This is a genomic window from Prevotella brunnea (assembly GCF_008016795.1).
Taxonomy (GTDB): Bacteria; Bacteroidota; Bacteroidia; order Bacteroidales; family Bacteroidaceae; genus Prevotella; species Prevotella brunnea.
Genome location: NZ_SDIK01000030.1, coordinates 1 through 20608, shown reverse-complemented (window position 1 = coordinate 20608; position 20608 = coordinate 1). Strand labels below are relative to the sequence as shown.

16 protein-coding genes, 1 tRNA gene and 1 pseudogene are annotated in these 20608 nt (G+C 44.9%); 10 read left to right on the top strand and 8 right to left on the bottom strand.

Features of this window, described 5'->3' with window-relative positions; all coding sequences use genetic code 11:
- Positions 1–260 precede the first annotated feature (260 nt).
- The 7 genes from ETF27_RS04620 to ETF27_RS04590 all read right to left on the bottom strand — a co-directional run bounded on the left by ETF27_RS04620 (position 261) and on the right by ETF27_RS04590 (position 8395).
- Positions 261–1280: an AMP-binding protein gene (locus ETF27_RS04620; protein WP_130829633.1), complete on the bottom strand. Its 1020-nt coding sequence runs from the start codon at positions 1278–1280 to the stop codon at positions 261–263.
- Positions 1281–1335: 55 nt separating this feature from the next.
- Entirely contained in the window at positions 1336–2379 is a 1044-nt protein-coding gene (locus ETF27_RS04615) for an o-succinylbenzoate synthase (protein WP_130829632.1), read from the bottom strand.
- A 38-nt stretch (positions 2380–2417) separates the two neighbouring features.
- Positions 2418–3245 (bottom strand): 1,4-dihydroxy-2-naphthoyl-CoA synthase, encoded by an 828-nt coding sequence (gene menB / locus ETF27_RS04610; protein ID WP_130829631.1) that lies wholly within the window; start codon positions 3243–3245, stop codon positions 2418–2420.
- 9 nt (positions 3246–3254) lie between these two features.
- On the bottom strand, positions 3255–4955 hold the full coding sequence (gene menD, locus ETF27_RS04605) for a 2-succinyl-5-enolpyruvyl-6-hydroxy-3-cyclohexene-1-carboxylic-acid synthase (protein WP_130829630.1): 1701 nt from the start codon (positions 4953–4955) through the stop codon (positions 3255–3257).
- A 56-nt stretch (positions 4956–5011) separates the two neighbouring features.
- Positions 5012–6037 carry a chorismate-binding protein gene (locus ETF27_RS04600; protein WP_130829629.1) on the bottom strand — a complete coding sequence of 342 codons (1026 nt, stop codon included), beginning with the start codon at positions 6035–6037 and terminating at the stop codon, positions 5012–5014.
- An 18-nt stretch (positions 6038–6055) separates the two neighbouring features.
- On the bottom strand, positions 6056–6472 hold the full coding sequence (locus ETF27_RS04595; RefSeq protein ID WP_130829628.1) for a PaaI family thioesterase: 417 nt from the start codon (positions 6470–6472) through the stop codon (positions 6056–6058).
- A 183-nt stretch (positions 6473–6655) separates the two neighbouring features.
- On the bottom strand, positions 6656–8395 hold the full coding sequence (locus tag ETF27_RS04590; RefSeq protein ID WP_130829627.1) for a M6 family metalloprotease domain-containing protein: 1740 nt from the start codon (positions 8393–8395) through the stop codon (positions 6656–6658).
- A gap of 853 nt (positions 8396–9248) precedes the next feature.
- Between ETF27_RS04590 and ETF27_RS04585 the strand changes: the two genes are divergently transcribed.
- From ETF27_RS04585 to ETF27_RS04540, 10 genes are all read left to right on the top strand, one after another.
- On the top strand, positions 9249–12533 hold the full coding sequence (locus ETF27_RS04585) for a C10 family peptidase (protein ID WP_130829626.1): 3285 nt from the start codon (positions 9249–9251) through the stop codon (positions 12531–12533).
- 235 nt (positions 12534–12768) lie between these two features.
- A complete protein-coding gene (gene rlmN / locus ETF27_RS04580; RefSeq protein WP_130829625.1) occupies positions 12769–13809 on the top strand; it encodes a 23S rRNA (adenine(2503)-C(2))-methyltransferase RlmN in 1041 nt (346 codons plus the stop codon).
- The gene (locus tag ETF27_RS04575) at positions 13796–14740 is read left to right on the top strand and encodes a DUF4837 family protein (RefSeq protein ID WP_130829624.1); all 945 of its coding nucleotides are present in this window, start codon (positions 13796–13798) and stop codon (positions 14738–14740) included. Before rlmN ends, ETF27_RS04575 begins: the two co-directional genes overlap by 14 nt.
- Before the next feature lie 77 nt (positions 14741–14817).
- Positions 14818–15927, top strand: a complete 1110-nt coding sequence (locus ETF27_RS04570; RefSeq protein ID WP_130829623.1) for a PdxA family dehydrogenase — start codon at positions 14818–14820, stop codon at positions 15925–15927.
- A 44-nt stretch (positions 15928–15971) separates the two neighbouring features.
- Positions 15972–16979 carry a lysylphosphatidylglycerol synthase transmembrane domain-containing protein gene (locus tag ETF27_RS04565; protein ID WP_130829622.1) on the top strand — a complete coding sequence of 336 codons (1008 nt, stop codon included), beginning with the start codon at positions 15972–15974 and terminating at the stop codon, positions 16977–16979.
- A 68-nt stretch (positions 16980–17047) separates the two neighbouring features.
- The gene (locus ETF27_RS04560; protein WP_130829621.1) at positions 17048–18292 is read left to right on the top strand and encodes a sigma-54 interaction domain-containing protein; all 1245 of its coding nucleotides are present in this window, start codon (positions 17048–17050) and stop codon (positions 18290–18292) included.
- Complete coding sequence (locus ETF27_RS04555; protein WP_130829620.1) at positions 18270–18800, top strand: LptE family protein; 531 nt, start codon at positions 18270–18272, stop codon at positions 18798–18800. Before ETF27_RS04560 ends, ETF27_RS04555 begins: the two co-directional genes overlap by 23 nt.
- 38 nt (positions 18801–18838) lie before the next feature.
- The gene (locus tag ETF27_RS04550) at positions 18839–19636 is read left to right on the top strand and encodes a tetratricopeptide repeat protein (protein ID WP_130829619.1); all 798 of its coding nucleotides are present in this window, start codon (positions 18839–18841) and stop codon (positions 19634–19636) included.
- Between the two features lie 3 nt (positions 19637–19639).
- Positions 19640–20038, top strand: a complete 399-nt coding sequence (gene secG / locus ETF27_RS04545) for a preprotein translocase subunit SecG (RefSeq protein WP_130829618.1) — start codon at positions 19640–19642, stop codon at positions 20036–20038.
- An 87-nt stretch (positions 20039–20125) separates the two neighbouring features.
- Positions 20126–20201 (top strand) — tRNA-His (locus tag ETF27_RS04540).
- 263 nt (positions 20202–20464) lie between these two features.
- Here ETF27_RS04540 and ETF27_RS11800 read toward each other — a convergent pair.
- Positions 20465–20608, bottom strand: a pseudogene (locus ETF27_RS11800) (IS256 family transposase); the annotation flags it as partial.

The following is a 20608-nucleotide window of genomic DNA, read 5'->3' as shown; positions in this document are numbered from 1 at the left end:
TGAACGAATACGAAAATTCGCGCGGGGTTTTACGTTTTGTCATAATTTCTTACTTTTTTTATAGTCAGAATTGTGACAAGCTAAATCCGTATAAGACAAATCAGGACATTATTGAATTTTTCCCATATCACCGGGGATGGATTTTTGCAGCTTCAACACTCCGGGCTAAACAAAGAACAGGCTTGTTTTTTGTCTTTCCCGGACAGGCTCAGGTGTTGATACAAGTTCATGGCGCATGGTTTTTAGTTGGTAAATGTCCATCACTTTATAGCATTTGCCAACAACAAAGCTTTCGCACGCGCTATCTTGCCGGTCTCGGTAAGGGGAATGGAGGAAACTTTTTGATAATCATGCGGTTGATGGAACTTGGGGAGCACCTTTTCGCAAATGCTTCGTATCGCTTGCAAATCCTTGCTCTCTGTGAGCAACACAACCTCTTCACCAAATTTCTCGCTATGCCGTTTTGTGATGAGATAAGGTTTCATAAGATAGGGTTTCAACGCTTTTTCTACTTCCTCCATTTGAATTTTTATTCCGCCGGAATTGATGACGTTATCTTTACGCCCAATGATTCGGAACAAAGTTCTCAGCTTTCCCTCCTTGTCTTTTTCCGTTTTCACTTCCGCTCTATCATGTGTTCTTAAGAGTTGGTCGCACACCAATGGCGCATCGATTATCAGACAATCGTCCGCGTCAAGGGAAATTCTCACACTGTCGAAAGGCTCGTACCAATCACTTGCTGCCGACCCGTTGAGCCGACGAAGGGCAATATGCGATAGCGTTTCGGTCATCCCGTAAGTACTCCAAACGGCATTCGGAAAACTTCTCAATGCCGCCGCGAGAGCCTCATCCACTGCCCCACCACCGATAATCAAGTGCTTTATCCGCTTTAGTCTCTCGCATTCGGCGGGAGCGCGCAGGGAGTTGTAAACCTGCAAGGGCACCATCGCCGCGAAATCTATCTCACATTCGGGATTGTCGAGTTCGGAAAGTGATGTTTCCGACAACGGATGTCCGGACGGAATGACGGTCAGAAGACGAAGTCGGCGTTCCAAACTGCGAACTACCATCATTTTTCCGGCAATGTAGTCGAGGGGCATACAGAGCAGAGCGGTATCTTGAGGTTGCAAATTCAGGAAGTCGCAAGTGATGCGTGCCGAGTTCAACATGCGCCGCTTCTCCACATACAGAGGCTTCGGCGTTCCCGTAGAGCCACTGGTGTGTACAAGAACGGTGGGTTTGTCGTTGCCCCACTCAACAAGAAATTCTTTTACCGTCATGTCATTTCCATGGGTTTTTCATATCGACCGCTATCCGAACATCAATCATCGAAATTTAATAGTTCATCATCAGCCGGTCGCCGACAATGGTGAGCGGCATCGGAATATTGTCTGTGAAAAGCTGTCCGGTACCCAATCCCTGCGGCATTCGGATATTCGGTCCGTAAATCCTCGCGGTAAGCTGCGCGATGGCATTCAGTCCGATATTGCTTTCCAACGCCGATGTTATCCACGAGCCAATGTTTCGTTCGTGAGCAAGCTCAATCCATTCCCTCGTCCCTGCCATTCCTCCGTGTAAACTTGGTTTCAAGACGATGTATCGCGGATGCAGCGTTTCCAAAAGTTCTATCTTCTTTTGCCGTTCGTTCACACCAATGAGTTCCTCATCAAGAGCGATGGCTATCGGAGCATCAGCACAAAGTCGCGCCATATCCTTCCATTGCCGTTGCTTAATGGGCTGTTCGATGGAATGAATATTATATTTTGCCAGAGTTTCCAACCTATCCATGACTTCCGCCGGCGAGAAACCGCCATTGGCATCCACGCGAAGCTCCATTCGTTCCCTCGGAAACAAGGAGCGAATATGCCTAATCAGTTCCATTTCCTTCGTGAAAGCTATGGCTCCAATCTTTAGTTTTACACATCGAAAACCTTGCCGAATCTTTTCCTCGAGGCGTGCGGACATCTCATCGTAAGTTCCCATCCACACCAGTCCATTGATGGGAATGCCCTCCTCGCCACGTCCGAAAGGAGTGGAAAAGAAGTCGGGTTTACCCCCGGCATCAAACTGTGCCATTGCCGTTTCCAATCCAAAGAGCATCGACGGATAAGGTCTCATCGCCTCGCTGTCAATCGTCCCCGTTCGCTCCACACCATCACAGAACTCTCGCAACTTTCTTTCGTATTTCTCAGGAGGCAGCGCATCGCATGAAAGGTCGGGCAACGTGGCACACTCCCCCACGCCTTTCACCCCAGGATGTTCTTTGGAAGAGAGCGTAACAAAGAAGCTCAAACGAGATGTATAGACACCGCGCGACGTTCCGGCAGGCGACTTGAAATGCAAAGTCTTTGATGTGATGCGTAATTGATAAGGCGACATAAGCAAATGGTATTAAGAATTGAAACGATACAAGACGTTTAAGGGAATTTGGGATATTTATCGAAGTCGGGCTTGCGCTTTTCCAAGAATGCTTTTCCGCCTTCCTGCGCCTCATCAAGCGTATAATACAGCATGGTGGCATCTCCGGCAAGTTCCTGAATACCGGCTTGTCCATCGAGTTCGGCATTAAATCCCGCCTTCATCATGCGCAGAGCAAGAGGTGAACGTTCCATCATTGTTTCCGCCCATTCCACACATTCGTCTTCCAACCTATCGAAAGACACCACTTTGTTCACCAATCCCATGCGCTCAGCTTCCTCGGCAGAGTACTGACGGCAAAGAAACCATATCTCGCGCGCCTTCTTCTGTCCTACGATGCGTGCCAAATAAGAAGCACCGAAACCGGCATCGAACGAGCCTACTTTGGGACCGGTCTGACCAAAGATGGCGTTTTCCGAAGCGATAGTCAGGTCGCAAACAACGTGCAGCACGTGTCCTCCGCCTATGGCATAACCATTTACCATTGCGATAACCGGTTTAGGAAGACGGCGAATCTGCATCTGTACATCCAAAACGTTCAGCCTTGGCACGCCGTCCGTGCCCACATAACCACCTTTCCCCTTAACATGCATGTCTCCACCGGAGCAAAACGCCTTGTCGCCGGCACCGGTAAGTAAGACCACTCTTATATCCAATGCCTCGCGACAATAAGCAAAAGCTCGCGACATTTCCCACACCGTGAGGGGCGTGAAGGCATTGCGATAGCGCGGACGATTAATAGTTATCTTCGCGATATGATTGTACTCCTCGAATAAAATCTCCTTGAAATCAAACCCTGCTATGGGCTTCCATTCTCTCTTGTCCATATCTCTTTTTTATTTATCTTCACCAGAAGAGAACCGTCGAGCAGACAGTTTCCTCTTGAATAATTCGTAATATTCTCCTACCACCCGGGCATCGGCTTCGGCATCTGTGAAAACTTCAAGCAGCAACGGTTTCTCGTTGCTCCGAAAGAATGCTTTTAGTGCTTTCTTCAGTTCCTTTTCATCATGAGCGGATAAGTAATCAATATCGTTTTCGCGGCATACTCCTCGAGCGGATGTCGTGTGTGCTGCACTAATCATCGTGTCGCGATGGGGCGATTTCTCAAGACCGGGAAGCTGATGAAAGATACCGCCACCACCATTGTTAAGCAGCAAGACATTCACATTCGTTGTCAAATTGCGATTCCACAAGGCGTTTCTATCATAAAAGAAACTCAAATCGCCAATAATGCAATAGACTTTGCGTTCTTCGCGAACTGCCGTTGCATAACCAACTGCCGTCGATAAAGTTCCCTCTATCCCATTTGTGCCTCTGTTGGCAAACAAATATTCATGCGAATAGATATTACCCAATCGCAAAGGCGAACTGTTGCCATAGAAAAGGGCAGCGAGAGAATCGTTTTTCCTCATCGTCTCATGAAAAAGTTTCACCGCCTGCATCTGAGAGAAGGATGGTTGGTAAGCGTTGGCTATTTTTCGAGCCTTGACAATCACATCATGCCACAGTTTTCCAAATGCCTTGGGCGGTTGGTTCTTAACCGCTTGCGACAGAACTTTCAAAGCATCTTCGGGTAATCCCTGAACAACATCGGTGAGGTTCATAAATGTATCACAAACCTCCCCCCACTGATCAACAAACACTGAAGTAACGTCCTTGCAACTACGGAGGAATTTCTTCAACCGCTTGCTCACGATTGTTCCTCCCATATAGACAATATAGTCGGGCTTGTATCGCTCGTCATCACCGATTACCGATAATATCTCATCGAAATGCTGTGCCGAACCAGCAGTGTTGTCAGCTGTTTTCTCTCGTAAGACAACTGAAAATGTGTCTAAAATGGCTATTCCCGATATAGCCTCGTCTGCCTTAACAACATTCATCTGTCCGAAGACAATCATCGGCTTTTGAGCATTGGCAAAACCAACCGCGATGTTCGTCATACGCTCATGACTGATCACGGCTTCGTGGAAAGTTATCTTACGTTGCGGTGGCAGTGTGTTTACCGTAAAATCAAAAAGTGGCTCGGAGATTGGTACGTTGATATGAACAGGGCAGCCTCGTCGGTTTGCTGACAGTGCCTCGTTTATCAACCGGTTGCAATACCATCGTTCCTCATCATTCGCAGGCTCGGGCAAGCTCACTCGTTTGCGGACGTATGGCGACAAAGCCTCCATCTGCGGCAGAGTTTGTCCGTCTTGCTGTCCAATCCATTGTCGTGGTCGGTCTGCCGACACAACGATGAGTTGCCGGTTTTGGTAATAAGCCTCCGCTACCGCAGGAGCAACATTCAGCAGTGCCGTTCCTGAAGTAACACAAACAACTACCGGTTCATTGATTTTCATACACAAGCCAAGTGCGAAGAAGCCAGCCGAGCGTTCGTCGGTAACGGAAAAACACTCTATCGCCTCACATTCACAAAAATTATGCACAATGGGAGCATTGCGAGAGCCCGGACAAACCACGGCTTTACTTATTCCGAACTCTGTCAATAGTTCCGTTAGCATATTTACGTTTTCCTTATTGCTGAACATGATTGTTTATGCGTATGATTTATGGCTTTTATGAATGAATGATTTGCGATGGAGCCTTAACACTCTTCCAATAATTGTTTCATTGCCGCGAGCTTCGCCTTCGTTTCTCGCCATTCGCTTTCCTCTGTGCTTTCTCTCAATATTCCACCTCCCGCATACAGCCGACAAAGGTCTTCGGCTATCTGCATACAGCGAAGAGAAACATAAAGATGGGTTTCGCCATTAGGATCTACCATGCCGGCAAATCCGCTATAATAACGGCGAGGTGATGTTTCGTTTGCCAAGATAAATCGGCGTGCCGCGTCTTTAGGTATGCCACATACGGCAGGAGTGGGATGCAGATTATCCAACAAATCACCCAAGCGTTTCGGATCGTTAATGGTGAAGCAAAAATCCGTACGTAAATGTAACAGGTCGGCTGCCGCACGAGTAGTGAAAGGACCATTTTCACTTATGTTGGAGGCGAACTTCTCCAAATGATTTCTAATATATTCAGCCACATATTGCTGTTCCGCTTTGTTCTTCATCGACCATTTTTCCTCTCCGGTCTTATGCATCATTGTCCCTGCCAATGCCATTGTTTGCCAACTCGTATCACTGCCGGTCAATAATACTTCCGGAGTTGCCATGAGCCATGTGCCCGACTGTGGCGTTGAGAAAAGGGAAACAAACTGATCGGGATAGTCTTTGCAAGCGCGCAGAAAGATTTTCTCCGGTTGCAGTTTGTCATACAGTTCAACATCAAGACAACGCGACAATACCAATTTAGAGAAAGTGTGGTTCGTCAATTGTTGATGGAATATGGAGAAATCGCGATGATAGCTTGTTTTATCCGATTTCACAGAGCGTGGTCTCGCTGATGTCTCGGATAATTGCAGCTTTAATGACGCATTGATTTCCACCTTTTCGGGAAGGAGTAAGAGCACGGGACACGTTGCCGAAGGGCTGAAAGGGGCAATGACAAAACCACGTTTTCCGTTTAATTCGGTAAGGGATGACAAAACCAATGGGGCATCCTGTCGTCCGGTTATCTTCACATATTGGTCGGCATTCGGCAACCGATAAAAAGCATACGACCGCATATTGGCTACAATATTACTTCATTTCTTCTTGGGGTCAATGACATAATTGGTAACTTGAACTGTGGAGATAATCTCACCATTATCGTTCTTTACGTCCACTTGCCACACATGTAGCTTATTGCCCTTATGAACCAGTTTGCCAAAGGCCGTTACCGTTCCTCCGTAAGGCATTGCCTTTACATGACTACCACTGACATTGATTCCCAACGCCATCTTTCCGGGGCAAATCCCATTAGAGCCAACCCCTGCCACATTCTCCGCTAACGCCAACGTGGCTCCGCCGGAGAGAAATCCGAATATTTGTTTGTTGCGATCATCTACCGCCATCTTTGCCATCAAAGTATCAGGTTCAGGAGTTGAGATGAATTGCATGCCCAAGGTGCGGCTCAATCCGTCTTCTTTTTCCAAGCGTGCACTTATTTTTTCTACATCCATATCATGAATTCTTTTATTGGGGATATCAAGCCCAAGGGGTATCTGTTTTTCGTTTCTTGCAAAGATAGTAAAAAACGAACAGTCCACAAAACATTCAAGGCGATTTCCTATCCCCTTCATAATAAAAAATCCTCTTCTACTGTCTCAGCGGAGGAGGATTTTTGTATCGTATGTTTAACGAGTTTACTTTATGGCATATTTCTTTCCGTTCTTAATATAGATGCCACGAGTAGGGCTTTCTATTCTTCTACCTTGCAAATCGTAATAATAATTGTCTTGTGTCTCATTGCTCACAACTTCCTCAATGGCATCGGGGATCAAGAAGTGGAACGAGAGCGTTCCATCAGCGTTGCTTTCGATTTTATAGACAGTTTTTTCCAACTTACTCCCATCAAAGAGACTGAATGATTTTATCTCGTTTACGCCGTTGCCATAAAGATGTTCTTTTTGAGCATCCCACTCAAACTCACTACCATTGGCAGCAACAACGTAAGCTCGCTTCGAGTCTTGAATATTGTTTACCTCATTCTCTTCCCAAGCTCTCTTGTCGTAGGCGATATGCGTAACCAACAATCCCGGACTGAAGGTGTTAGTATTAGAGGAGTAGCTATCGGAACAAGTTTCGGGATACCACGTACTGGCGGAAGAACGATTTTCCAAAATGAAATATTCTTTTTTATTATTCGGGTTGCGTATCAGCACTGCCACATCGGAATGGTCGCTTTCGGTAGGCATAAGCTTTATATAGGATTTATCGGTAAGCTCCGGAATGTCCAACCATCCGAGACAAGAACGTTCGTAGGCGGTATAACCTATCGGCGCGCGACCTTGGCGGATGTAGCCTCCCTCATCCATAATCGACCAAAAGCCGAAAGGAGCATCATTGTCATAAGAATAATCGGTTACGTAAAAGTCGGGCAAACCTAAGGCATGACCGAACTCATGGCAGAACACGCCCATACCCATCAAGGTGTTATTGTCATCCAACTCATTACTTACGAAACAACCATTGAAATGAAATCCTGCAATGTTAAAATTCGGTTCAAAATCGAACTGCTGCGGCCAAACTAAATAGGGATTACTACTGCTCGTAGCTTCTCCTTTACCGGCATACAGAACACTGACGAATTGTATGTTTCCATCCCCGTCAAGATATTTGGAAAAGTCCGCGCCTTGATCCATTGCCGCTTTTACCGCATCCGCCACAAGCTCATCAACATGGAGGTCATCGCCATTCATATTATTCTTTCCGTAATATCTATAACTTTTGCTGAGCGTAACAACTCCCAATACATCGAACGTGGGTTCGAATAGTCCACGACTCTGAGCTACAAAGTAATCTTTTACGGAACCTACGCAATTTGGTTCTCTTCTATAACCCTTCTCATTGAAATAGGCAGTCATATGCTCTTTCGTTGTGGAAGGCTTGAACTTCGTGTCATTAAACTGTACCATGATTACGGGTATATTCACCTTGCCGATGCTTTTAACAGGTCCCAGTCCACTCCGACCATATTTCCCCAGTCCATCATCTGTAGAGACATAGATTTCCTTTCTCGGGCGAATGTATCTGCTTTTGCGCTTGGAACGTTTCAGTTCACTCAAACGAGAAAGTACCTGCTGACCGTCAAGAAATTCTTTTTCTTGTTCCGATCTTTCGGTTATTTCGTGGGCAAGAAAGTCTGAAGGTATCAGTCTCCCATTTTCAATGATGGCATAACGCAGTTCATCGGTATCGGTCATCACCAACACCTGTCCATCCACTGTGGTATAATAAGCCGCCCCTCTATCGCCATGCACGTAAACTCGTACCGTCGTACCATCCGGTTGAGTCATGGTCCATAACTTTTTGATGGGACGGATGGCACTCATCGGTAAAGCGATAAATATTGCCAAAACAGATAGTAACAGTAATTTTCTCATGTTGTTGATATTGTCTTCTTAATTTTTTGATTTCTGCATTTTTATATCGCAGAATATGCAAAGATAATAAAAACGGAATTACGATGCAACAATTCCCATGAAAAACTTTCTCTACCCTTACCCCAAATCGGGCACATTAGAAACCACTTTGGTTCTTTTTCCTAATGACCGCCGGTAGAAACATTCAATTATAGATGTTTGTTATTCAGCAATTTACTGACGAAAAACCATATACAATGAACTCATAGCCACACCTGCCTGCCCGGAGATATGGGAAAAGTTTAATAATGTCCTGAATTTTCTTCATTCATCTATCAAAAGCTTAGCTTTTGCTTTCCAAAAGATAAGCTTTTACAATGCAAAAGGTCATGAATTGCAATGCAAAAGGCAACCTTTTAAATTGTAATTTATATTTTGTTGATTATCAATGGATTACAAAACGCATCTCGGGCGCGGTTTTTGTAATGTAATTTCGCAATGATGACCGGGTCGAATATTCGCTATCAAGCATCTGCCATATACCACCGGGAAATCCTAATGAGCGATTTGGATTTAATGATGCTGTCCAAAAGTGGTATTCGTATTGAACTCACATCGCCATTTCTTTCTATCCTTCACGAATGGAAGCCAACAATCCGGCTATCTTACAGCACGAACATAAATCAAAAGAATAAAGTGAAAGAAAACTGCAAATCTATAAATTTCTAACCTGAATAACACAAGATTGATATAAAATAAGTGAAAAAACTTGTCCAAACATTTATATTTTATTATTTTTGTTCGGTTATTGTTAAGGTATCTTTCTAAACAATCACTTTGACATGATTCGATTATCAATTAATTATTAATTCTTATGTTAAGAAAAACTACATTATTTTTCGTGTTCCTGCTATCGGTAACACTTTTCGCGGCACCTGTTTCGCAAGAACAGGCAATGAGAGAAGCGCAAGCCTTCCTAAACAGCAGAACAAGCTTGCCACGCTCGATGAAGATGCGCCGGGCATACAGAGTTCCAAAACTCAAGTCGGTTTCCGAACAATCGTATTTCTATGTATTCAACATAGGCACAAACAACGGATTTATCATTGTATCAGGCGACGATCGCACTACTCCCATTTTGGGTTATACCGATGCGGGCACGTTTGACGCAGGCAAGATAAACCCAAACATGAAATCGTTTTTGGACGCATACGTGGAAGAATTCAAACAATTGGACAAAATGAATGTCTCATCAAGGAGGGCACCCGCACGAAAAGCGATTTCAAGATCAAAAGAGCCAATAGCACCGTTAGTGGCCATTCACTGGGATCAGGAAGTTCCCTACAATAAACTCTGTCCGGAAATAACAGATGAAAGTATGAAAAAAGACACGCGCAACGGACGTTTCGTAACGGGCTGCGTGGCTACCGCGATGGCACAGGTCATGAGATATTATCAATGGCCACAGGGGAAAACCTTGATGCCGATTCCGGCATACACCTCCAAGCAAGCGAATTTGGATGTTTCGGAGTTGCCGGTAACCACTTTCGACTGGAGAAACATGCGAAATGTTTACGGTAGAAACTACTCCCAAGCAGAGGCTGATGCAGTAGCAAAGCTGATGCAGTATTGCGGAAGCAGCGTTCGCATGAATTATTATTATTCCTCCAAGGGAGGTTCCGGAGCTTTTGGCAGCGATGTGCCCAAAGCTCTTAAAACCTATTTCGATTACGCGGCCACAACAAAACTGATAACACGCTACGATTATACCGCAGATACATGGGCAGACGCACTTTACGGCGAGTTGAAGGCGAAACGTCCGGTGGTGCTCTGTGGTGCATCGCCTTTCGGTGGGCACTGTTTCGTAGTGGATGGATATGCCGAGGGCGAGTACTTCCACATTAATTGGGGGTGGAGCGGTAATCAGGATGGATATTACCGCCTATCGGTTTTAGAACCGGGAGCACAGGGTATAGGTGGTTTTGAAGGTGGTTATTCCCAAGATCAACAAGCCATCATCGGCATTCAGCCGAACAAAGGGCAGCCAGCTGCCTGCACGCTGGTGGGTTATGATATATACCCATCTGTGAAAACTGTCAATCGCGCATCAAAAGACGTGAACTTCAAGGGAGCAGATTTCTATTCCAAAGATGATAAATATTCATATACATTCAAAGTGCTGAATATGGAGAAAGGCCCAAGAAACTGTTATCTCAGCATCGGGCTATGCGATGAAAATAACCAATTGATTCAAGTATTGAGCAATGGAACGGAAGAATGTAAATATAAAGACTACAACTATTATTATACCATCAAATTATGGGAGTTGAACGACTTCGGGGCAAACCTTCCACTAGGTAAATATAAGGTATTCCCGGTGTATAGAGAAAAGACAAATGAAGATTGGAAACTCTGCGACGGTTATACGAAAAGCTATGTAATGGTGGAAATTACAGAAACACAGTATCGTGTTTCGGAAACGGAAGACGGGTCGAACTTCAACCTCAACGCTACTGCGAAAATCGAAGGAACACCAACAGTGAAGTCTCCCTGCTCGTTTACTTTTGACGTGAAAAACACTGGTTCTGATTATTACGGTCTCGTGGGACTTAGAATCGACAAGAATAATGTTGAAGAGAATGTGGTGTCGCTGTCTGTCGCACGTGGCAAGACATCGCAGATATCGTTCGGTTATATCCCGAAAACTGCCGGAACGTTCAAATACAGTTTGGTCAGCGTAGAGGAGTCTTATAACGAGGTCACAAAGAAATGGGAAGACATCTATACGGAAATTCCCGGTTCATCAGGCACATTCATCGTTCGGGAGGCCGGAAACGGAGGTAATCTTGAGGCAGAGGTAAGCATTGACGCGAACAAGGACGGTGTTGTCTATGGAAAAGGCATTACGGGTAAGTTCACATTGACAAACAATGCTTCTACACCATACAATGACAAGATATACGTAACCGTGTTCCAACACTCAGGAAGTAAATGGTACAACCTCGGCGATGTTCCCCGAGAAGTATCGGTAAAGGCAAACGGAACGCTCACACAGACATTTAAATTTGTTGGTTTGAGTGAAGGGCAGAGTTATCTTGTGAGTGTGTTCACACATAAAGATGGTGAGGATTGGGACGAAAGGGGTTATTCCGCTGAATTCAAGGTGTTGCCCGGTGTAACGGCTTTCTATCCGGACGGAACTTTCAAGACTTTCAATCCGACAAATGACATAGATTTAGGCAATGCCACAACCATTGATTTCGGTTCATCAACCCTCAAGGGGACACTTGCCGGAAGTACGAACCCGAATGCGCTCTACTATTTCGCTGAAAAAGCAAACGTACCTTCTGCACTTGCCGGAAAGAACATCATTGTAAACAGGGAAGCCGAGAAGATAACCTTGGTAGATGATGCCAATTCTGACTTCATGCCGTTTAATGATTTTACAGTCAACGACATAACCTATACACGCAAGTTTGAAAAAGGCTACAACGGAACAAACTACAATTGGCAAACCATCACGTTACCGTTCGAGGTAAACAAGATTACTATCGACAACACGCCTTACGAGTGGTTCAAATCGAAAGATGACAAAGACAAGAGCATCCGACTGATGAATGTATTTGGAGAAGACGACGCGCAAAAAATCATTTACTATGACTACGTAAATGATTTCAAGGCTAACCAACCTTATATCGTTGCGATAGACGCAAAATTATTGGGAGAAACCGGCATACAGACTGCGAAGGAAGTAGTGTTCCATGGTACGAATGTTGAGATCATTGCAGATGCAATCCCCGTGGTTTCGGGAACGAAGTATAAGTTTATCGGAACCTACACGAAGGAGACAGTAGAGAAAGCATATCAACTGAATGCCACAGGCACGGAATTCATTGCCAAGCCCTCAAGCACCGTCGCGCCGTTCCACGCTTATTTCGCAACAGCAGATGGTGTCATAGCCGGAGAAGATAATACCAACCCATTGAAAGTAGATATCATTACTCCTGCCTTAGGCATTACCGATGTAGATGCAAACGCTGCTAATGACACCTCTGTTATTTACAACCTAAACGGCGTGATAATCGGACGTGGCGCAATCGATTTCAACAGCCTGCCAAAGGGCATTTACATCATTAACGGCAAAAAAGTTGTTAAATAGATATGAGTTGATGAAAGTAAACGGAAATTTCCCTCACCACGAAGAAAAACCTGTATCGCAGAGGGACAACTAATCAAGTAAGAGGTGTATTAGGGCAATCCAAATACACCTCTTATCATTTTTATTCATACCGGCTCACGCACTTTTATAAGACAGTGCCTCAAAATTAAACGTATAAACGCAACTAATCTCTATTTTTTCGCTATCTTTGCACCATAATATATAAAGAGAGGATATGGAAGTCGCGAAGAAATCGCTTTTGGGAATGAACCTGTTGGAACTGAAAGCCGTCGCGAAAGAATTGGGAATGCCTGCTTTTGCCGGAGGACAAATGGCAAAATGGCTCTACGAACGGCACATTTCAACAATAGACGAAATGACCAATCTTGCGAAAACGAACAGGGAGAAGTTGAATGCTGCTTACGTTATAGGCTGCAAAATGCCGATAGAGGCACAACACTCCCAAGACGGAACGATAAAATATCTGTTTCCGACGGAAAACGGAAAATCGGTAGAAACTGTGTACATACCCGATGGCGATCGTGCCACACTTTGCGTATCATCACAGGTGGGGTGTAAGATGAATTGCTTGTTTTGTCAAACCGGCAAACAGGGATTTGAGGGCAATCTGTCGGCAACGGATATTCTGAACCAGATTTATTCCCTACCCGAACGCGACCGGCTTACGAATATCGTGTTCATGGGACAGGGAGAACCAATGGATAATCTTGACAACGTGTTGCGTGCGACACAGATCCTCACTGCCGATTATGGCTATGCGTGGTCGCCTAAGCGCATCACAGTGAGCAGTGTCGGCATAAAGGGAAAACTGAAACGTTTTTTGGAGGAAAGCCATTGCCATGTGGCAATCAGTCTGCACAATCCCATCGCGGATGAAAGGGCGGAATTAATGCCCGCGGAGCGTGGAATGTCGATAACAGAGATTGTGGAATTGCTGCGAAACCATGACTTCTCACATCAACGCCGACTCTCGTTCGAGTACATTGTCTTCCGAGGCGTGAACGATTCCGAAAAACACGCCAAGGCTATTGTGCGGCTTCTGAAAGGTTTGGAGTGCCGATTGAACCTCATTCGCTTCCACCCCATACCTCACGTGCCACTCAAAGGCGTAGATGACAAAAAGATGGAGGCTTTCCGGGATTATCTGACCGGACACGGCATCTTTACAACCATTCGCGCCAGTCGCGGACAAGACATTTTCGCGGCTTGTGGCTTGCTTTCCACAGCTAAAAAAATCGCCGATGAAAGGGCGTGATATTTTCTGCCTCGGCTGGGCTTTTATGCTGCTTGTCATGGCTTCGTGCCGAGAGAGAGCATTCTTGCCGAAAAGTGGAGGCAGGCTTTATGAAGTGGTGGTAGTGGACGACAGGGACAGCCTGCTCTATGATGTGCTTTCCACAAGGATGGAAGGATTGCCACAACGCGAGCCATGCTTCGACGTAACAGAGCTGAGTTCCGAACAGTTCACGGGCAATTTCCGGTTGGCACGCAATATCATCATGCTGAAGATAGACAGCACGCGCTATGAAACAACCGAAATGCGCATGCAACGCGATGCCTATGCCCGACCACAAGTGGTGGTATCACTAACTGCACCCACGCAATTGGAATTGCAAAAGTTTCTGCAGAAGAGTGAGAAAACGTTGCTCAACTACCTGATAAAAAGCGAAATGGCAGTTACGCTAAAACGCTTTTACAAAGAGCAAAACACCCAAGCCGAAAAAACGATAAACGAAATGTTTGGGGCAACCATGCGAATAGCCGGGAATATGACATCGAGCAAAAAGGGAAATAACTTTCTGTGGCTGTCAAACAATGCCAATTCGGGTATGGAAAACATCTGTTTATACACAATATCCAAGGCAGACTTCAAACAACAGCGGGACAGTGTGATGCGAAGAAATATTCCCGGAGAGCGAGATAATATGTTCATGACCACGGCAGCCATAACCTCAACAAGCGTGAACAAGGGAAAGTCTGTAACAATAAGGGGCTTGTGGGAAATGAAAAACGATGCCATGGGCGGACCATTCGTCGCATATATCAGGACAGATGACGGAAGAAAGGATAGCTTTCTTGTGGCAGAGGCATTCGTGTACGCGCCGGAAACAAGGAAAAGAAATTTGACGCGACGCTTGGAAACAGCTCTATACACCTTGAAATCAAGACCAAAGGCATACAGATAGACAATGTGGATAACGCGATTTTTAAACAAGATACCGCAATAGATGAAATAAGAAGAACAATTAATATACGAAAAGATATGTACGAAGATAGAAAAATACGTGTGGCAATCACCCACGGAGATACCAACGGAATTGGATATGAAATCATATTTAAGACTTTTGCCCGACAGGGAATGCTCGATTTGTGCACACCCATCGTCTATGGCTCACCCAAAGTGGCAACCTATCATCGCAACGCTTTGGGAGTTCCGGCAAACTTCACGATAATAAACGAAGCGGAAGAGATTAAGGACGGACGAATCAACTTTGTCCCCGTGTTCGATGAAGAGATAAAAGTGGAATTGGGAAAGCCCACTGAGATATCGGGAAATGCCGGTTTGAGAGCCATCGACAGAGCTTTGGAGGATTTCAATAAAGGTGTATTTGATGTCCTCGTAACGGCACCCATCGACAATAACGAGGAGTTTCATTTCAGCGGTCAGAGCAGATACATAGAGGACCATTTAGAATTGGAAGGACAAGGAATTAATATGTTGCTGAACGAACATCTGCGCATCGCTTTGGCTACAAGAAACCTGCCTCTGAAACAGGTGGCAGAGACCATAACAGCCGAGAAAATAACCGATAGCGCGACACGACTGTACAATAGTATTTGTCGCGACTTCCGTATTTCAAACCCACGTGTTGCCATTCTCGCGCTTAATCCCAAAGCAGGAGCCAACGGATTACTTGGGTCGGAGGAACGCGACATCATCGCTCCGGCTATCGAAACTCTCGAAAAGAATAATATTCAATGCTTCGGTCCTTATGCAGCGGACGAGTTTTTCGGTGCAAGCGATTGGGAACACTTCGATGCGACTTTAGCAATGTATTACGATCAGGGACTGGCTCCTTTCCGTACATTGACAGTGGAGGCAGGCGTGAACTATTTGGCGGGACTGCCCCTCGTGTGCACAGCACCGGATATGAGTACAGGGTTTGATATTGCAGGGAAAGGAATTGCCGATGATATGTCCTTCCGCCATGCCATCTATTCGGCAATCGATATATATCGCAACCGGATGGAATATAACGAGCCGATGGCAGCACCTCTGCCAAAACTCTTCAAGGAAAAACGAGATGAGACGGATAAGGTACGCTTCACCGTTCCCAAACATCGCAACGAACCGATACGGGAAAGCGAATAGTGTGTATTCATGAAGTTTGGACGTTGAATTAAACCATACTTTCAATGAAGAAGAAATACCAAAACGTTTTTTTTATCTTTGGCATTATAGTACTCGTTGTCATGCTCACGCAATTGGATTTCGCTGAGGTGTGGCAAGGGTTGCGCAATGCCGGCTATTGGTTTTTCGCGGTTGTAGTTCTGTGGTTCTTTCTGTACATCTTCAATACAGCCTCATGGTATATCATTATCAGGAGTCAGGAAACAAAAGACGAGAAAAATAGAAACATCGTTCCGTTCTGGTGGCTGTATAAGGTCAGCGTATCAGGGTTCGCGCTGAATTATGCCACTCCGGGGGGCTTAATGGGCGGAGAACCTTACCGCATCATGGAGCTTTCGCCCAAGATTGGAGTGGAAAGGGCTACCTCGTCGGTGGTTCTTTTCGTAATGACCCACATCTTCAGCCATTTTTGGTTCTGGCTTCTTTCCATACCCCTTTACATTCTCACGCAGGATGTGAGTGTTTTCATGATAATTTTGCTTTCCATTGTGGGAATGTTTTGCCTTGTGGCTATATGGTTTTTCTTGTCGGGATATAAGAAAGGATTGGCAGTGCGCATGATGAGGCTTTTGGGCAACATACCCGGCATAAGGAAATGGGCGAAACATTACGTGGAACTTCACGATGAGCAACTTCGGAATATTGACGAACAGATAGCAGCATTGCACAATCAACAACCCAAGACTTTCTTGACAGTTGTGCTGTCGGAACTGCTGTGTCGCATTTTCAGTGCCTTGGAAGTCTTTTTCATTCTCTTGGTGCTCTTCCCGAGTGTGAACTATCTGAATTGCATCTTGATAATCTCCTTCACAACACTATTTGCCAACATGCTGTTCTTCATGCCCTTACAGTTGGGAGGAAGAGAAGGAGGCTTCCTGATGTCAATTTCCGGATTGGGACTCACTGCCAACGCCGGTATTTTTGTTGCGTTAATTGTGAGAATCCGTGAGCTGATATGGACGGCTATAGGACTGTTGCTCATCAAAATCAATCAGCAACGCAGAAAAAACTGAATCATTATCTGTTAAACTCTGCCAAAATTGCAGAAGTTTGGAATAAAATGGGTAAATTTGTCAGCTAAATGAACAATACGGAATTACAACGCGTAAAGCAGCGCTACAACATAGTGGGCAGTTGTAAAGCACTCAACAGAGCACTCGACATTGCACTGCAGGTGGCACCAACTGACCTTTCCGTTCTCATCATCGGGGAGAGCGGAGTGGGTAAAGAAGTTCTGCCTCGAGTAATTCATGATAATTCACCGCGAAAACGCGAGAAATATTTTGCGATAAACTGTGGCTCCATACCTGAAGGAACCATCAATAGTGAGTTATTCGGACACGAAAAAGGTTCTTTCACGGGGGCAATCGGGGAAAGCGAAGGCTACTTCGGAACAGCAGATGGAGGAACCATCTTCCTCGACGAAGTGGGAGAACTTCCATTGGCTACGCAATCGAAACTGCTACGTGTACTGGAGTCGGGCGAATATATCCGCGTCGGAGGTCAGGAAGTGCGAAAGACAAATGTGCGCATCATCGCCGCCACAAACGTAAATATGCGCAAGGCTGTAAGTGAGGGCAAATTCAGGGAAGATTTGTACTATCGGCTGAACACTATCCCCATTCAAATGCCACCATTACGTGATCGTGGAGAAGACATACTGCTACTATTCCGTCTCTTTGCCATGCAGATGGCAGAGAAATACCGATTACCAAAGATTATTCTTACGGAAGATGCCAAACAATTGATGTTGCATTATAAATGGCCTGGGAATGTGAGACAATTGAAAAATATCACGGAACAAATGTCAATCTTGAGTGAAAAACGCGAGATAACCTCCGAGATGCTCTCACATTTCATTCCGAAAGATCCGGAAAGCACCCAATTGACGGTTGTGCAGAATGGGGGGAAATATAGTTATGAGAGTGAGCGTGATTTGCTGTATAAAATCCTGTACGAGCTGAGAGGAAATGTAAGTGATTTGCGAAGAGACTTGAACACCGTGAGGAAACAACTGGAAGACGCACAGGCACTCAATGTTCCACACCAGTTTGAGCCATTGGCGGCAGAATCTACCGGAAATCTACCGATGCCCACAAAAACGATTGGATCGGAAACAGCATCGAATGGACAGATTGAGTTTGCCGAAGCTGAAGAAATATCAGAACCGGAAACACTGAATATCAATGATATAGGCAGGCAACTGGTGGAAAAGGCTTTGGAAAGAAACAACGGAAACAGGAAAAAAGCCGCGCAGGAGTTAGGTATCAGCGACAGAACTCTCTATCGAAGAATAAAGCAATATGGATTGGAAAATAATAAATAGGTTCATTGGATCACCTTTTTTATACCTCGTGTGCCTGCTATGGCTGACCGCTTGCTCGGTAAGCTATAAGTTCAATGGAGCCAGCATTGATTATACCAAGGTGAAAAGCATTCAGATTGCCGACTTCCCCATCCGCTCCACTTATGTGTGGGGACCCATGGGACCCATGTTTAACAACAAGTTGAAAGACATATTTGCCAATCACACTCGCTTGCAACAAGTGAAACGCAATGGCGACATGAAACTGGAAGGAGAAATAACCCAATATCAACAACGAAACAAAAGTGTATCAAGCGAAGGATATTCCGCGCAGACAGAACTTTCAATCACCGTAAACGTACGCTTTGTGAACAATACTAATCACAATGACGACTTTGAAAGACAGTTCACGGCATCGGCAACTTACGAAACCACGAAGAGCCTCAATGCCGTTCAAGAACAACTGGTGGAACAAATGGTGAAAGATTTGACCGAACAGATTTTCAACGCAACGGTAGCCAATTGGTAAGATTCGTTCGGCATAATATAGAACATAACCTGATAATCATGGATATTGCACATTATTTCAATCACCCCGAAGACCTCGACAAGGAAACACTATACGAGCTTAGAAGTCTTCTTGCGCTTTATCCGTATTATCAGCCCGCGAGAGTGCTGCTGCTGAGAAATTTGTTCCTTCTTCACAACCCCACATTCGACGAGGAGTTGCGACGTGCGGCACTATTCATCACGGACAGACACACCCTGTTCGATTTGGTAGAAGGTCCACATTACAGATTGAGAACACCTGAAACCAAGCAAATCGACGAAAATGATGGCATCGCCTCACCACAGACGCCAAACCCTGCGGAAACCAACCGGCAACCGGAACAGAAAGACAGAACAACTTCGCTCATTGATGACTTTTTGGAAACCCTTCCCCAAAAGGAAGAAACACCGACTGAGAACAAACGAAAACCTACACCGGCAGATGCCACCATCGACTATGTAGCTTATCTACTGGAAACGGAGAATAAAGAAGCAGAATCAAATAGCCCAGAACTTCGCGGACAAAGCCTCATTGACGACTTCATCAACAAGGAGAATGGAAGAATAACCCTTCAAGATGAAACAGAATACGAAGCCGAGATAAACGAAGAAACAGAAGATGGCGCGGAAATAGAAGATGACAGCTACTTTACGGAAACTTTGGCAAAAATTTACATCAAACAACAAAAATATTCAAAAGCTCTGGAAATAATTAAGCGATTAAATTTGGAATATCCGAAAAAAAATCGTTACTTTGCAGACCAAATCCGATTTTTGGAGAAATTGATAATAAATAATAATAAAAAATCAGAATAAAAAATGTATTGGTTATTAATAGTACTTGTAGTAATTGCAGCTTTCCTGATGATAGGAGTAGTGCTTATTCAGGAATCAAAAGGTGGCGGACTTTCATCCAATTTCTCATCCTCGAATGCCATCATGGGCGTTCGTAAAACTACAGATTTCATAGAGAAAGCTACATGGGGGCTCGCAATCGCAATGGTGGTTCTGAGCGTTATGTCGGCATTCGTGGTACCATCCGCCTCCACCGACCAAAGCGTCATAGAAAAGGCTGCGACAGAAGGAAGTACTACCAACCCGAATAACCTGCCGAATTTTGGAGCAAGCCAGCAAAAACAAACTGCTCCGGCAAATCAAGGAACAGCCCCGGCAACACAGAACGCCTCCGAACAAGCACCTGTGGCTCCGGCAAAATAAGCAAGCACTAAATAAAAAGTACAAAAATATTTGTCAGAAATAAATTATTTTTGTATCTTTGCACTCGCTTTTTAAGCAATAGAACACGGTGGATGTAGTTCAGTTGGTTAGAGCGTCAGATTGTGGTTCTGAATGTCGTCGGTTCGAGTCCGACCTTCCACCCTACCGAAAACAAGCGGAAAGCCCGATAAAAAAGGCTTTCCGCTTTTATTTTATCCTACAAGTATTGACAAATAGCGACCGCAAGTAAAACCTCTAAGCCCAAATCGATCATTAGAAAATCCGCTTCCTTTTCATCTTTAGATAGTCGTTCCACAACAACTCAGCTTACAGCCTCACAGATGGTAAAATCGAGTCCTCGAGGAACGACTATTTGGTCATGTCATTGAAAACGAGAAAAAGGTAGTGTCCTTAAAAGTGTGTAATTCATCTTTCCTTTCTCTGTACTTCCACTGTTATTTTATTCTTTTCTTTCCAGTTCTTGAATTGATATATTCTCCTTTCATATGTCGTCTTTGTTTCCTCCATCGCCACGGCCGCCAGGAGGAAGATGACGGACTTCTCTGATGG

Coding starts and splice junctions, on each gene's coding strand:
- ETF27_RS04620 (WP_130829633.1), bottom strand. CDS start 1,280: ATGACGGTAAAAGAATTTCTTGTTGAGTGGGGCAACGACAAACCCACC.
- ETF27_RS04615 (WP_130829632.1), bottom strand. CDS start 2,379: ATGTCGCCTTATCAATTACGCATCACATCAAAGACTTTGCATTTCAAG.
- menB (WP_130829631.1), bottom strand. CDS start 3,245: ATGGACAAGAGAGAATGGAAGCCCATAGCAGGGTTTGATTTCAAGGAG.
- menD (WP_130829630.1), bottom strand. CDS start 4,955: ATGTTCAGCAATAAGGAAAACGTAAATATGCTAACGGAACTATTGACA.
- ETF27_RS04600 (WP_130829629.1), bottom strand. CDS start 6,037: ATGCGGTCGTATGCTTTTTATCGGTTGCCGAATGCCGACCAATATGTG.
- ETF27_RS04595 (WP_130829628.1), bottom strand. CDS start 6,472: ATGGATGTAGAAAAAATAAGTGCACGCTTGGAAAAAGAAGACGGATTG.
- ETF27_RS04590 (WP_130829627.1), bottom strand. CDS start 8,395: ATGAGAAAATTACTGTTACTATCTGTTTTGGCAATATTTATCGCTTTA.
- ETF27_RS04585 (WP_130829626.1), top strand. CDS start 9,249: ATGTTAAGAAAAACTACATTATTTTTCGTGTTCCTGCTATCGGTAACA.
- rlmN (WP_130829625.1), top strand. CDS start 12,769: ATGGAAGTCGCGAAGAAATCGCTTTTGGGAATGAACCTGTTGGAACTG.
- ETF27_RS04575 (WP_130829624.1), top strand. CDS start 13,796: ATGAAAGGGCGTGATATTTTCTGCCTCGGCTGGGCTTTTATGCTGCTT.
- ETF27_RS04570 (WP_130829623.1), top strand. CDS start 14,818: ATGTACGAAGATAGAAAAATACGTGTGGCAATCACCCACGGAGATACC.
- ETF27_RS04565 (WP_130829622.1), top strand. CDS start 15,972: ATGAAGAAGAAATACCAAAACGTTTTTTTTATCTTTGGCATTATAGTA.
- ETF27_RS04560 (WP_130829621.1), top strand. CDS start 17,048: ATGAACAATACGGAATTACAACGCGTAAAGCAGCGCTACAACATAGTG.
- ETF27_RS04555 (WP_130829620.1), top strand. CDS start 18,270: ATGGATTGGAAAATAATAAATAGGTTCATTGGATCACCTTTTTTATAC.
- ETF27_RS04550 (WP_130829619.1), top strand. CDS start 18,839: ATGGATATTGCACATTATTTCAATCACCCCGAAGACCTCGACAAGGAA.
- secG (WP_130829618.1), top strand. CDS start 19,640: ATGTATTGGTTATTAATAGTACTTGTAGTAATTGCAGCTTTCCTGATG.